We start from the raw sequence: 12,705 nt of genomic DNA on the forward strand, positions 1-12,705 counted from the left end.
GTGCAAAGGGTTTTCATCGAAGATATCGCCCGCTACGAGGGCCAGGAGGTTCTGCTGCGCGGCTGGCTCACCAACCGCCGCTCCAAGGGCAAGATTCACTTCCTGCAGCTAAGGGATGGTACCGGCTTCCTCCAGGCCACCGCCCTCAAGGGGGAGCTGGCGGAAGCAGAGTTCGAAGAGGCCGACCACCTCCCCCAGGAGACCGCGCTGGAGGTGCGGGGGCTGGTGCGGGCCGACCCCCGGGCCCCGGGGGGGTACGAGCTCGTCCTGCGGGGGCTCAGGGTAATCGCCCGGCCCAGCCAGGAGTACCCCATCACCCCCAAGGAGCACGGGGTGGACTTCCTGATGGACCACCGCCACCTTCACCTGCGCCACCGCCGGGCCTGGGCCGCCCTGCGGGTGCGGGACGAGCTCGAGCGGGCCATCCACGACTTCTTCCACCAAAGGGGCTTCGTCCGCTTCGACGCCCCTATCCTCACCCCCAACGCCGTGGAGGGCACCACCGACCTCTTCGAGGTGGACCTCTTCGACGGCGAGAAGGCCTACCTCTCGCAGTCGGGCCAGCTCTACGCCGAGGCCGGGGCCCTGGCCTTCGGCAAGGTGTACACCTTCGGCCCCACCTTCCGGGCCGAACGCTCCAAGACCCGCCGCCACCTGCTGGAGTTCTGGATGGTGGAGCCCGAGGTGGCCTTCATGACCCACGAGGAGAACCTGAAGCTCCAGGAGGAGCTGGTGGCCTATCTGGTGGGGCGGGTGCTGGAGGAGAAAAAGCGGGAGCTGGAGCTGCTGGAGCGCGACACCCGGGCCCTGGAGGCCACCGCAGCAGGCCAGTTCCCTCGCCTTACCTACACCGAGGCCGTCGAGCGCATAAACCAGCTGGCCCAGACCAGGCCCGAGCTGGGGCTTGCACCGTTGGCCTGGGGGGAGGATTTCGGGGCCCCCCACGAGGCTGCCCTGAGCCTGGAGTTTGACCGGCCCGTGTTTGTGGAGAAGTACCCCGCTGCGGTCAAGGCCTTCTACATGCAGCCCGACCCCCAGGACCCCCGGCTGGTGCTCAACGACGACCTGCTGGCCCCCGAAGGCGCGGGGGAGATTATCGGCGGTTCCGAGCGCATCCACGACCCCGAGCTTTTACGCCGCAAAATTCAGGAACACGGGCTGCCGGAGGCCGTCTTCGACTGGTACCTGGACCTGAGGCGCTTTGGCACCGTTCCCCACGCCGGCTTCGGGCTGGGCCTGGAGCGCACCGTGCGCTGGATTTGCGGCCTGGAACACATCCGCGAGGCCATCCCCTTCCCCCGCATGTACACGAGGATGCGCCCCTAGCCCGGTATGATTGGGCCGCTATGCGCAGACGGCTGGTGGCAGGAAACTGGAAGATGCACAAGACCCCCTCCGAGGCCCTGGTCTGGTTCCAAGCACTGTTGGAGAAACTCCCCCCTACCGGGGCCGAGCCGGCCCTGCTGGTGCCCTTTACCCACCTGCCCTACGCGGCCCAGACGCTGAAACAGAGGGTGGCCTACGGAGCCCAGGACGTCTCGGCCCACACCGAGGGGGCCTACACCGGCGAGGTCTCAGCCCGGATGCTGGCCGACCTGGGCTGCCGCTACACCATCGTGGGGCACTCCGAGCGCCGCAGCTACCACGGCGAGACCGACGCTTTGGTAGCCGAGAAGGCCCAGCGCCTCCTGGAAGTGGGCATCGTGCCCATCCTCTGCGTAGGGGAGCCTCTGGCGGTGCGCCAGGTGGGTGGGCACCTCGAGTACACCCTGGGGCAGCTCGAGCGAAGCCTGGCAGGGGTCTCTCTCCCCTCCCCCGCGCACCTGGTGGTGGCCTACGAGCCGGTCTGGGCCATCGGCACCGGCCAGACCGCCACGCCTGAGGATGCCGAGGCCATGCACCGGGCCATCCGGGGCTGGCTGGGCGAACGGTACGGAGAGGCCTTCGCCGAAGAGGTGCGGATTCTCTACGGGGGTTCCATCAAGCCAGAGAACGCCGGGGCTCTTTTCCGGGCCCCCAACGTGGACGGGGGGCTGGTGGGGGGGGCCAGCCTCATGCTGGAGGACTACCTGCGCTTGCTTTCGGCCCTGGAGTAAACTCTTGGGCATGGCCCGGCTTCACCCCCGCACCGAGCTTTCCCAGGAAAGCATCTTCGCCCAGATGAGCCGCCTGGCTGCCCAGCACGGCGCCATCAACCTGGGGCAGGGTTTCCCTTCCAACCCGCCGCCCAGTTTCTTGCTCGAAGCAGCCCGGCGCGCCCTGGGTCAGGCCGACCAGTACACACCCCCCACAGGGCTGCCCCGCCTGCGCGAGGCGGTGGCCGCAGACCTCGAGGTCGAGCCCACCCAGGTCATCATCACCGCCGGGGCCACCGAGGCCCTTTTCGCCCTGGCCCAGGCCCTCTACGGCCCCGGCGACGAGGTGGTGATGCTGGAGCCCTACTTCGACGTCTACCTCCCCCAGGCCCGCCTGGCCGGGGCCCAGCCGGTGCTGGTGCCGCTGCGCCTTGGCGAGCGGTGGGAGCTGGACCTGAAGGCCCTGGCCGAGGCCATCACCCCGAGGACGAAGGCCCTTCTGCTGAACCACCCCTACAACCCCACCGGCTCGGTCTTCTCCCACGCCGAGGCCGAGCAAATCGTGGCCCTGGCCCGCCGGCACGACCTATGGATTGTGAGCGACGAGGTCTACGACGAGCTCTACTTCGGCGAGCCGCCCGTCCCGTTCCGCACGCTGGCCCCTGAGCGCACCTTTACCGTGGGCTCGGCAGGCAAGCGGCTCGAGGCCACCGGCTGGCGCATCGGCTGGATCATCACCCCCCCGGGCCTGGCCCCCCAGGTGGCCGGCATGCGCCAGTGGTCCAGCTTCTGCTCAGCGGCCCCGCTGCAGGCCGCGGTGGCCGAGGCCCTGCCCATCGCCCGCCGGGAGGGGTTCTACCAGCAGCTCCGCGAAAGCTATCGAAAGCGCAAAGCGCTGCTCGAGGGAGGCCTCCGGGCCCTGGGGCTCAAAACCTTCTCCCCTGCCGGCACCTACTTCCTCACCGCCCTTCTGCCCGGGGTAGAGGCCGAGGAGCTGGTGAAGAAAGCTGGGGTAGCGGCCATCCCCGGCTCGGCCTTCTACGCAAAACACCCGGCCCCCCCGGGCCTCTACCGCTTCGCCTTCTGCAAGACCGAGGCCGAGATCGAGCAGGCCCTGGAGCGCCTGGCCCACTACCTGTACCGCACGGGGGCTGCGGCTCACCCTGGGCCACCGGGGTTGGGCTAAACTGGGGAGCGTGGACACAGTTCAGTACCTGGACGATACCGGCCGGCCCCTGCAGGCCCTGCCCCTGGGCCCCGAAGAGCTCATACAGGGCTACCGGGCCCTGCGCCGGGCCCGGCACTTCGACGAGAAGGCCGTGCTCCTGCAACGGCAGGGGCGGCTTGGGGTCTATCCCCCCTTCCGCGGCCAGGAGGCGGCCCAGGTGGGGGTGGCCCTCTGCCTGCGGGCTGAACATGACTGGCTTTTGCCCAGCTACCGCGAGACGGCCGCCGCCCTCACCTTTGGCATGCCCATCCACAAGCTCATTCTGAGCTGGCGGGCCGACCCGGCAGGCTGGGGGGCCCCTCCGGGGGTGAACATGGTGCAGTTCTACATCCCCATCGCCACCCAGATCCCCCAGGCCGCAGGGGTGGCCTACGCCCAACGGCTTTTGGGCAAGGATGCGGTGGCCGCGGTTTTCATCGGCGATGGCGGCACCTCGGAGGGCGACTTCCACGAGGGGCTCAATTTTGCCGCGGTGTTCAGCGCCCCCCTGCTGGTGGTGGTGCAGAACAACGGCTGGGCCATCAGCGTGCCCACCCGGAAGCAGATGAAGGTTGAGCGCATCGCCCTGCGGGCCCAGGGCTACGGCATCCCTGGGGTGGTGGTGGACGGCAACGACCTGGTAGCGGTCTGGAGCGTGGCCAAAGCCGCCGTGGAGCGGGCCCGGCGGGGCGAGGGCCCCACCCTGATCGAGGCCCTCACCTACCGTGTGGCCCCCCACACCACCTCGGACGACCCCAGCCGCTACCGCAGCGAGGAGGAAGCCCGCCGCTGGGAGGCGCGCGACCCCATCCGGCGGATGAAAAACTGCCTGCTGCACCTGGGGCTTTGGAGCGAGGAAGAGGAGGCGCGATTGAACGAGGAGCTGGAGGCCGAGTTCGAGGCCGAGCTGGCCCTGGCCGACCGGGCCCCTGAGCCCAGGCCCTGGGAAATTGTGGAACAGGTCTACCAGGAGATGCAGCCCGACCAGCTCGCCGCCTGGCGCTACCTGAGGGGGGAAGCATGATTGCCGAGCGGGAAACGCGGGTACTGAACACCGTTCAGGCCATCAACGAGGCCCTAGACCTGGCCCTGGCTAAAGACCCCCGGGTGGTCCTCTTCGGCGAGGATGTGGGCGCCATGGGGGGGGTCTTCCGGGCCTCGGACGGCCTGCAGCAAAAGTACGGCGAGAAGCGGGTCTTTGACACCCCCCTGGCCGAGAGCGCCATCGTGGGCTTCGGGATTGGGCTGGCCATGGCCGGGCTGCGCCCCATTGCCGAGATTCAGTTCGCGGGGTTCCTCTACCCTGCCCTCGACCAAATCCTCTCCCACCTGGGCCGGATGCGCCACCGTACCCGGGGCCGCTTCACCATCCCCATGGTCATCCGGGCGCCCTACGGGGGGGGCGTGAGAACCCCTGAGCAGCACGCCGACAGCCCCGAGGCCCTGCTCTGCCACGTGCCGGGGGTGAAGGTGGTGATTCCCTCGAGCCCCGAGCGGGCCAAGGGCCTTCTGCTTGCAGCCGTCGAGGACCCCGACCCGGTCTTTTTCCTAGAGGCCATCAAGCTCTACCGCGGGGCCAGAAGCGAGGTGCCCGAGGGCTACTACACCCTGCCCATAGGCAAGGCCCGGGTGGTGCGGGAGGGCCGCGCGGCCAGCCTCTTTTGCTATGGAGGGATGGTGGAGGTCTGCCAGAAGGCCGCCGAGGTGGCAGCGCGAGAGGGGGTGGAGCTTGAAGTGGTGGACCTGGAAACCCTGGTACCCCTCGACACCGAGACCCTTCTGGAATCGGTCAGGAAGACTGGCCGCGCGGTGGTGGTCTACGAGGCCATGCGCACCGGCGGCTTCGGGGCCGAGGTTGCAGCCCGCATCGCCGAAGAAGCTCTGGACTACCTGCAGGCCCCCATCGTGCGGGTGGCTGGCTGGGACGCCCCATACCCACCTTTCAGTGCGGTAGAAAACCACTACCGCCCCGATGCCAAGCGGGTGCTGGAGGCAGTGCGGCGGGTGCTAACCCATTAGCAGGCTCAGGGCGCCGGCAGCAACAAAAGCCCGCCGGGATGCGGCTGCATGTGCGCGAAAGTCTGAACGCGCTGAAGCAGAGCCTAGCCACGGGGCTGGGGCCCCTGGCGGTCTAAAGACCCTCCACCGGGTCCTGCTCCAGGGCCCGTATTCCTGCCCGCAACCAGTCGGGAATGCGGGCCGGCCGGCCCTCCTCCAACCAGACCACCACCACCCGGGTACGCGCGGCCAGGCAGCCCTCAGCCCAGATCTCGCCTAGGGTACGGAGGCTCGAGTGCCCCACCCGCTCCACCCGCAAAGCCACCTCCACCGGCTGGCCGAAGAGGATGGGCCGGAGGTAGTCCACCTCGGCCCGGGCTACCACGAAATGGCCGCTTTCGATGGCCGCGCCGGCCCGGCGCAGGTAGTGGCCCCGGGCCACCTCATCGTAGGTCAGGTAAACCGCATTGTTGACGTGCTTGAGGATATCCAGGTCGCTAAAACGCACCTCGATGGGCACGCGTACCGGGAAGTGCATGGCCACGATTCTAACTGTTTGTGATATAAGGGGCAGGATGGTCCGCGGACGCTACGCCCTGGTGGTGGCCCTGCCCAAGGGGCGCCACTTTGCCGACGGCTACCAGGCCTTGCTAGGGGCCGGCCTGCCCCTCCCCCCCATAGAGAACGGGCGGGCCCTGCTGCACGGCCGGGAGGGGGGCATAGCCCTTCTAGAGCTGCGCAACCACGACGTACCCACCTACGTGGACCTAGGCATCGCCGACGTGGGGGTGGTAGGGAAGGATGTGCTTCTGGAGTCGGGGCGGGATGTGTACGAGCCGGTGGACCTGGGCACCGGGGCCTGCCGCCTTTCCCTTATCCGCCACCCAGAGGCCACCGGCCCCATCCGCCGCATCGCCACCAAGTACCCCCGTTTCACTGCGCAAATCCTGCGGGAGCGGGGCTGGGCCGCGGATATCATCGAACTGGCCGGTAATGTGGAGCTGGCGGCCCTGACCGGGCTGGCCGATGCGGTGGTGGACGTGGTGCAGACCGGGGCCACCCTGAGGGCTGCTGGACTGGTGGAGCTAGAGGTCCTGGCCCACTCCACCGCCCGCTTCATCGTGAACCGCCAGGCCCTGAAACTCAAACGCGACCTTTTACGCCCCCTAATAGAGCGCCTGCGAACCGGGGCCAGGCCTCAGGGGTAGAGCAGTATCTTGCCCACGCTCTGGCGGCTTTCCATCAGGGCATGGGCTCGGGCTGCCTCTGCCAGCCGGAAGCGGGCCCCTACTGGAAGCCGCACCCGGCCCTTTAGTAGCTCGAAAACAGCCTCCACGCTGTGGCGCAGGCGCTCAGGGCGGCTGCGCCGGTAGTGTCCACTGCTGTAGCCGATGATTGCCTTGGTCTGGCGGTGAAGAGGGCGGGTCTCAAAATGGCCCGGCTGCCCGCTGGCATGGCCGTATATCACCAACCGACCAAAAGGCGCCAGGCAGCCCAGGCTTTGGTTGAATACCTCTCCCGCCACCGAGTCCAGGATTAGATCCGCTCCTTCCCGGGTTAGCTCGAGCACCCGCTGGGCAAAGTCCTCATAGCCCATCACCTCATCAGCCCCCAGCCCGCGAACAAACCCAGCCTTGGCCGCATGCCCCACCGTACCCAGCACCCGCCCGGCCCCCAGCGCCCGGGCCATCTGCACCGCCAGGCTGCCTACCCCGCCCGCTGCAGCGTGGACCAGCACCGTCTCCCCCGGCTGCAGCCTTCCTGCCCAGGTGAGAACGTTGTAGGCCGTGACCAGAGCAGTCAGACCTGCAACAGCCTCATCGGGAAGCTCATCGGGCACCGGATAGGTGAGCACCGCCTTTGCCAGCACCTTCTCCGCGTAAGACCCCCCTGCCGCAAAGGCCGCCACCCGCTGCCCCACCCTGAGGCCCTCCACCCCTGCCCCCAGGGCCTCCACCACCCCCACCACATCCAGCCCCGGGATAAAAGGAAGCGGCGGGGCCGCCTCGTACCCGCCGCGCCGGGCCAGCACATCGGCGAAGTTAAGGCTGGTGAGGAGGGTGCGTATCCGCACTTCTCCCGCCTGCAGCGAAGGCTCGGGTACTTCCCGGTAAACAAGGTTCTCTGGAGGACCGTTGCGCTCGAGCACAACCGCTTTCATGCCGGTATTCTTACACGCTAGAATGGGGCCTCGTGACGCCAGAGCGCCTTGCCCGGATGCGCGCCGTCCTCGACAAACGCCAGCCCGACCTCACCGTGCTCCTGGAGCGGGTGCACAAGCCCCACAACTTCTCGGCCATCCTGCGCTCCTGCGACGCGGTAGGAGTGCTGGAGGCCCACGCCATCCCGCCCAAACACGGCTTGCCTTCGCTGGAAGAAGATGGGCTGGACCTCGACGATAAGACCCACCGCGAGACCTCCGGCTCGGCCACCAAGTGGGTGGGGGTACGGGTTCACCCCGACCTACCCTCGGCCCTCGCCCACCTGCGGAGCCGGGGCTTCCAGGTCCTGGCCGCCCACCTTTCCGAGCGGGCCATGGACTACCGCCAGGCCGACTACACCCGCCCCACCTGCATCCTGCTGGGCACCGAGAAGTGGGGGGTTTCGCCGGAAGCCGCGGAAGCCGCCGATGGGCATATCCGGATTCCCATGCTGGGCATGGTGCAAAGCCTGAACGTATCGGTGGCCGCAGCGGTGATTCTCTTCGAAGCGCAGCGCCAGCGGCTAGAAGCCGGCTTTTACGACCGGGTGCGCCTTAGCCCAGAGCAGTACCAGGCGACGCTCGAGGAGTGGGTTGCCCGGCATGCGCGCGGTAAGGGTTGAATTGCGCAGCCGGCGTGCGCTCTGGAACAGGGAAAGTGTGCACCCTCCAAAGCTCAGGCCCCATACTTTTGCAGCTTGCCGGCGTGGGCTAAAAGCAGAGGCATCAGCTCCACCCCCCGCAGGTGCCCCAGGCTTCCCCGGGCGGCCTCGTCCTCGGTGAAGCGCTGGGCAAGGTCGTGGCGCAAGAAGGGGGCATGGAGCAACACGGGCACCGGGTGCCAGGCGTGGGCCCTGAGGGCGGCCGGGGTAGAGTGGTCGCCGGTAATGGCCAGCACATCGGGGGCAAGGGCCAGGATCTCCGGCAGTAGCTGGTCGAAGAGTTCGATTTTTCTCACTTTTTCGGCAAAGTTGCCGTCCTCCCCGGCCGCGTCGGTCTTCTTGAAGTGCAAATAGAAGAAGTCGAAGCGCGACCAGTTTTCCCGCAGGGCCCTGAGCTTGCCCTCGGGTGCGTCCCCCTCCCCCTCCACCGGCAGCACCTCCATCCCCACCAGGCTGGCCAAGCCCTTGTACATGGGGTAGCTGGCGATGCAGGCCGGGGTGAGCCGGTAGACCTCGGCCATGCTGGGAAAGCGGGGCCTGAGGGAGACGCCCCGGAAGAGGGCCCCGTTGACCTGGGGCTCGCCCGAAAGGGCCACGCGGATGCTTGCGGAAAGCTGGTTGAGCACCGCGGCGGTGCGCTGGCTGGCCCGGTCGCCCGGCTCCTTGGCCCAGGCTGGCAGGGGCAGCACCCCGCTCTTCTGCGGGTCGGTATCGGTTACCTGATCGCCCAGGTCTTCTCCACGCAAAACCACCACGAAGCGGTGTTCGCTTTCGGTGTAGAAGTTCACCTTCACCCCTTCAATCTCCGGGATAGCCTTTCTGAGCTGCTCCACCACACGCTGGTTTTCCGCATCGCTGGGGCGACCGGCCCGGCGGTCGAGCACCCGTCCTTCGCCATCCAGGGTGGCGAAGTTGCCCCGCACCGCCACATCCCCCTCCCTAAACTCGGCCCCAATACCGATGGCCGAAAGGGCCCCGCGCCCCACCACGTAGCGGAAGGGGTCGTAGCCGAAAAGCGCCAGGTGGCCAGGGCCGGAACCGGGGGCCAAGCCCGGGTAGACCGGGGTAAGAAGCCCCAGGGCGCTTCGCTGTGCCAGGGCGTCTAGGTTCGGGGTCCGGGCCGCAGCCAGCTCGGTGGGGCCTCCTGGCTCGAGCGGCAGTCCTCCTACGCCGTCCAGCACGACAAGGAGGATTTTAGAGGGGGTCTTCTGGCTCAGTTCGGAGATGATGGAAAGCAGGTCCATGCGGCTATTCTAAGAGGAAACGCAGAGCACCGCCCCGTAGGCCGTGGCGAAGCCCGCTTTGGGAGGAATGAGGGGGCGGGGCTCCACCTGGTAGAAGCGCCAGACCCGCTCCAAAGCAGCCCGTACAGGGGCTAGATCGGTCAGGTGGCCCACCAGCACCATCTGGGAGAGCCCCGCGGCCTTGAGGGCGTTGAGGGCGATGACGCCGATTACCTGGCCCACCAGCGTGACCAGGCCCGCGGCCAGATCCTCGGGCCGGGGCTGGACGGCCCCCACCAGGCGGCCCAGGTTGACCGCGGTGGCCTCGGGCGGCAGGTGGCCGATGCCGCCCCCAATCACGTCCTGCAGCACCGTATCCACCCGGCTGGGGTCGCCCCGCTCGGCCAGACGGGCCAGCTCGAGGGGGTCGGCCGTGCCCAGGAGCAGCCTGGATAGGGCCAGAAGCGTGCCGCCCCCCACCGCCGAGCCGGTGAAGTGAGCGGCCTCGAGGCCCCGCGCCGCCACCATGGCGGTGCCGGTGCCGGCCGAGACCACCAGGGCCTCCCGCAAGCCCGCCAGGGCCAGCCCCCCGCGCCCTATGGCCTGGATTTCCTCGACCCGCTCGAGCCTCAGGCCCAGGAGGCACTCGGGCAGGTTGCGCGAAAGCCCCCCCACGCAGACGACGGTCTCCAGCTGGCCAGGCCGAACCCCTAAGCTCCGCAACACCTCCTCCAGCGCCTCGGGGCTGGCGGGCCCGGTCTTCAGCATCTGCTCGGCCACTATGGTCTGGCCCTCCACCAGCACGGCATCGGTATTGGAAAGCCCGAAGTCTACGCCGAGCTTCAACATGCTAGGGGCCCTCCTCTGCAGCGGCCTTTTCCCGGGAGGAGTTGCCGAGCACCGCCAGGCCTACCCCCGCCAGCAGAAGTAGCCCGCCCCAAACCACCTGGACCGAGGGCACCTCGGCGAAAATCAGCAGGGCCAGAAGGCTGGCCCCAACCGGCTCAAGGAGGGCCACCAGGCTTACCAGCACCGGGTGAGCGTGCCGCATGGCCCAGTTCAGGCTGGTATGCCCGATGAGCTGGGGAAAGAGGGCCATCAGGGCAATCCAAAGGTAGGTGAGGGGGGGATACCCCAGGTAGCCACCCCCCAGCAGCCAGGGCAGGGGCAAGAGCAGCAAGGCCGCGGTGGTGTAGGCAGTAGCGATATAGACCCCAATCGGCAGGCCCCGCCGCTGGGCCTCCCGCCCCAGCAGCAGGTAGGCCGCCGCTGCCACCGCCCCACACAGGGCCAAAAGGTTGCCCAAAGGTGGGTCAGGCGCAGGCGCACCGCCAGAATCGGCCAAAGCCACCACAACCGCTCCTCCGAGGGCTATACCGATGGCGAGGAGGGTGAGGCGGTTGGGCGCCAGCCCAAGCCAGAGCCAGGCCAGAAGGGCCATCCAGATGGGGGTGGAGGTCACCAGCACGGTGCTGGCGGCAATGCTGGTGAGACCCAGGGAGGTGATCCAGGTGGCGAAGTGCAGGGCCAGAAAGGCCCCCGCCCCCAGGGCGAAAGGCCAGGGGTTGGCAGAGGTCTTTAGCCGCCGAAGCCCCTGCCAGGCCGGCAGCAAAAATAAACTGGCGAAAAGCATGCGCAAAGCGCTCATCACCAGGCTAAAAGCCACGCCGCTGTCCCCCGCGCTCTGGCTGGCCAGGCGCACGAATATAGAGCCGAAGGAGATGGCCGCCACACCTGCCGAAAGCACCGCTGCCACTGCCAAAACCGAGGGCCGCATGGCGCGATTCTAACTGAACGCTTATGACCGTGGAGCGACGTTTTCTGCGCAGCTTGGTATACTGCCGCCTGTGTTCCAGTGGGGAACCCCTTGGGCTTCGGCCTGAGGGCCTGGTGGAGGTGGAATGGTTCAGATTGCAGTGCCCAAAGAGACGGCGCCTGGCGAACGCCGGGTGGCCCTCACCCCGGAGGTGGTGGCGCGGTTGGTGAAGGAGGGGTGCCGGGTGCGGCTCGAGACTGGCGCCGGTGCGCAGGCCTATTTTTCCGACGAGGCCTACCGCAACGCCGGGGCCGAGGTGGTAAGCCGCGAGACCCTCTTCCAGGAGGCCCAGGTGGTCTTCACGGTGCAGCCCCTCGAGGTGGCCGATCTGCGCCGCCTGGCCGCAGGTACCCTGGTGGTAGGGCTGATGTACCCCCACCGCGACCCCGAGCGGGTCCGCGCCATGGCCGAAGGCGGGATTACCGCCCTGGCCATGGAGCTCATCCCCCGAATCACCCGGGCCCAGAGCATGGACGTGCTCTCCTCCCAGGCCACCGTGGCCGGGTATATGGCCGCCCTGATCGCAGCCCGCGAGAGCAGCCGCTTCTTCCCCATGCTCACCACCGCCGCCGGCACCATCCGCCCTGCCCGGGTCATGGTGATGGGGGTGGGGGTGGCCGGGCTGCAGGCCATCGCCACCGCCCGCCGGCTGGGGGCCAACGTCTGGGCTTACGATGTCCGCAAGGCCGCGGCCGAGCAGGCCCTTTCCCTGGGGGCCAAGGTAATCGAGCTGCCCATCAGCGCCGAGGGCGAGGGGGGGTATGCCCGCGAGCTGACCGAGGAGGAAAAGCGAATCCAGCACGAGGCCCTGGCCAAAGAGGTGGGGAGCATGGACGCGGTCATCACCACGGCGCAGGTGCCAGGCCGCAAGGCCCCCCTGCTCATCACCCCGGACATGGTCGAGCGGATGGGGCCGGGCTCGGTCATCGTGGACCTGGCCGCAGAATCGGGCGGCAACTGCGCCCTGACCCGGCCAGGAGAGACGGTAGAGGTCAACGGGGTCAGGATCGTGGGGCCGCTGAACCTACCGAGCGCGCTGGCGGTGCACGCCAGCGAGATGTACGCCAAGAACCTCTACAACCTTTCCAAGCTCCTCATCAAGGAAAAAGCCCTTGCCCCCGACTGGAGCGACGAAATTCTGGCCGGGGCCCTGCTCACCCACCAAGGCGAGATTGCCCACGCGCCCACCCGGGCGCTTTTAGGAGGTTAGCCATGGACTCGACCTGGGCAGCTTTGTACATCTTCTTGCTGGCAGCCTTTACCGGCTACGAGGTGATCAGTCGGGTGCCGGTCATCCTGCACACCCCCTTGATGTCCGGCTCCAACTTCATCCACGGCATCGTGGTGGTGGGGGCCATGGTGGTGCTGGGCCACGCGGAGACACCCCTCGAGCAGGCCATCGGCTTCTTCGGGGTCATCCTGGGAGCGGCCAATGCAGCGGGGGGCTACGTGGTCACCGAGCGGATGCTGGAGATGTTTGAGCGAAAACCGAAAGGAGGCTAGTAGCCCACTCGCTGCTTTCAG

The 12,705-nt window shown here is 68.0% G+C and carries 14 protein-coding genes; 9 read left to right on the forward strand and 5 right to left on the reverse strand.

All coding sequences use genetic code 11. From position 1 onward, the window contains the following. Genes asnS through DV704_RS09130 form a run of 5 tightly spaced genes read left to right on the forward strand, consistent with a single transcriptional unit; the run spans position 1 to position 5,301 of the window. Positions 1–1,326, forward strand: a complete 1,326-nt coding sequence (gene asnS, locus DV704_RS09110) for an asparagine--tRNA ligase (protein ID WP_114799266.1) — start codon at positions 1–3, stop codon at positions 1,324–1,326. A 20-nt stretch (positions 1,327–1,346) separates the two neighbouring features. Further along, the gene (gene tpiA / locus DV704_RS09115; protein ID WP_114799267.1) at positions 1,347–2,096 is read left to right on the forward strand and encodes a triose-phosphate isomerase; all 750 of its coding nucleotides are present in this window, start codon (positions 1,347–1,349) and stop codon (positions 2,094–2,096) included. Positions 2,097–2,106: 10 nt separating this feature from the next. Further along, positions 2,107–3,261, forward strand: a complete 1,155-nt coding sequence (locus DV704_RS09120; protein WP_114799268.1) for a pyridoxal phosphate-dependent aminotransferase — start codon at positions 2,107–2,109, stop codon at positions 3,259–3,261. A 10-nt stretch (positions 3,262–3,271) separates the two neighbouring features. Then, positions 3,272–4,306, forward strand: a complete 1,035-nt coding sequence (gene pdhA, locus DV704_RS09125) for a pyruvate dehydrogenase (acetyl-transferring) E1 component subunit alpha (protein WP_114799269.1) — start codon at positions 3,272–3,274, stop codon at positions 4,304–4,306. Next, positions 4,303–5,301 carry an alpha-ketoacid dehydrogenase subunit beta gene (locus DV704_RS09130; protein ID WP_114799270.1) on the forward strand — a complete coding sequence of 333 codons (999 nt, stop codon included), beginning with the start codon at positions 4,303–4,305 and terminating at the stop codon, positions 5,299–5,301. Before pdhA ends, DV704_RS09130 begins: the two co-directional genes overlap by 4 nt. 112 nt (positions 5,302–5,413) lie before the next feature. Here the strand turns inward: DV704_RS09130 and DV704_RS09135 are convergent, their stop codons facing one another. Continuing rightward, positions 5,414–5,818, reverse strand: coding sequence for a thioesterase family protein (locus tag DV704_RS09135; RefSeq protein WP_114799271.1), 405 nt, complete (start codon positions 5,816–5,818; stop codon positions 5,414–5,416). A gap of 37 nt (positions 5,819–5,855) precedes the next feature. On the opposite strand from DV704_RS09135, the gene hisG reads away from it, so the two are divergent. Continuing rightward, positions 5,856–6,488 (forward strand): ATP phosphoribosyltransferase, encoded by a 633-nt coding sequence (gene hisG, locus DV704_RS09140; RefSeq protein WP_114799272.1) that lies wholly within the window; start codon positions 5,856–5,858, stop codon positions 6,486–6,488. On the opposite strand, the gene DV704_RS09145 is transcribed toward hisG, so the two are convergent. Further along, on the reverse strand, positions 6,479–7,441 hold the full coding sequence (locus tag DV704_RS09145; RefSeq protein WP_114799273.1) for an NADPH:quinone oxidoreductase family protein: 963 nt from the start codon (positions 7,439–7,441) through the stop codon (positions 6,479–6,481). The genes hisG and DV704_RS09145 overlap by 10 nt on opposite strands. A gap of 32 nt (positions 7,442–7,473) precedes the next feature. Between DV704_RS09145 and trmH the strand changes: the two genes are divergently transcribed. Then, on the forward strand, positions 7,474–8,103 hold the full coding sequence (gene trmH, locus DV704_RS09150; RefSeq protein WP_114799274.1) for a tRNA (guanosine(18)-2'-O)-methyltransferase TrmH: 630 nt from the start codon (positions 7,474–7,476) through the stop codon (positions 8,101–8,103). A gap of 53 nt (positions 8,104–8,156) precedes the next feature. On the opposite strand, the gene DV704_RS09155 is transcribed toward trmH, so the two are convergent. From DV704_RS09155 to DV704_RS09165, 3 genes are read right to left on the reverse strand one after another with little or no spacing between them, the layout of a single operon-like run. Further along, the gene (locus tag DV704_RS09155) at positions 8,157–9,386 is read right to left on the reverse strand and encodes a 2,3-bisphosphoglycerate-independent phosphoglycerate mutase (protein WP_114799275.1); all 1,230 of its coding nucleotides are present in this window, start codon (positions 9,384–9,386) and stop codon (positions 8,157–8,159) included. A gap of 9 nt (positions 9,387–9,395) precedes the next feature. Next, complete coding sequence (locus tag DV704_RS09160; protein WP_114799276.1) at positions 9,396–10,214, reverse strand: Fumble domain-containing protein; 819 nt, start codon at positions 10,212–10,214, stop codon at positions 9,396–9,398. Between the two features lies 1 nt (position 10,215). Continuing rightward, complete coding sequence (locus DV704_RS09165; RefSeq protein WP_114799277.1) at positions 10,216–11,142, reverse strand: DMT family transporter; 927 nt, start codon at positions 11,140–11,142, stop codon at positions 10,216–10,218. A 124-nt stretch (positions 11,143–11,266) separates the two neighbouring features. Here DV704_RS09165 and DV704_RS09170 point away from each other — a divergent pair, with 124 nt between their 5' ends. Beyond that, positions 11,267–12,391 (forward strand): Re/Si-specific NAD(P)(+) transhydrogenase subunit alpha, encoded by a 1,125-nt coding sequence (locus DV704_RS09170; RefSeq protein WP_114799278.1) that lies wholly within the window; start codon positions 11,267–11,269, stop codon positions 12,389–12,391. A gap of 2 nt (positions 12,392–12,393) precedes the next feature. Next, the gene (locus tag DV704_RS09175; RefSeq protein ID WP_114799279.1) at positions 12,394–12,684 is read left to right on the forward strand and encodes an NAD(P) transhydrogenase subunit alpha; all 291 of its coding nucleotides are present in this window, start codon (positions 12,394–12,396) and stop codon (positions 12,682–12,684) included. Positions 12,685–12,705 lie beyond the last annotated feature (21 nt).

The sequence above is a fragment of the Meiothermus sp. QL-1 genome (genome assembly GCF_003351145.1).
Taxonomy (GTDB): domain Bacteria; phylum Deinococcota; class Deinococci; order Deinococcales; family Thermaceae; genus Meiothermus.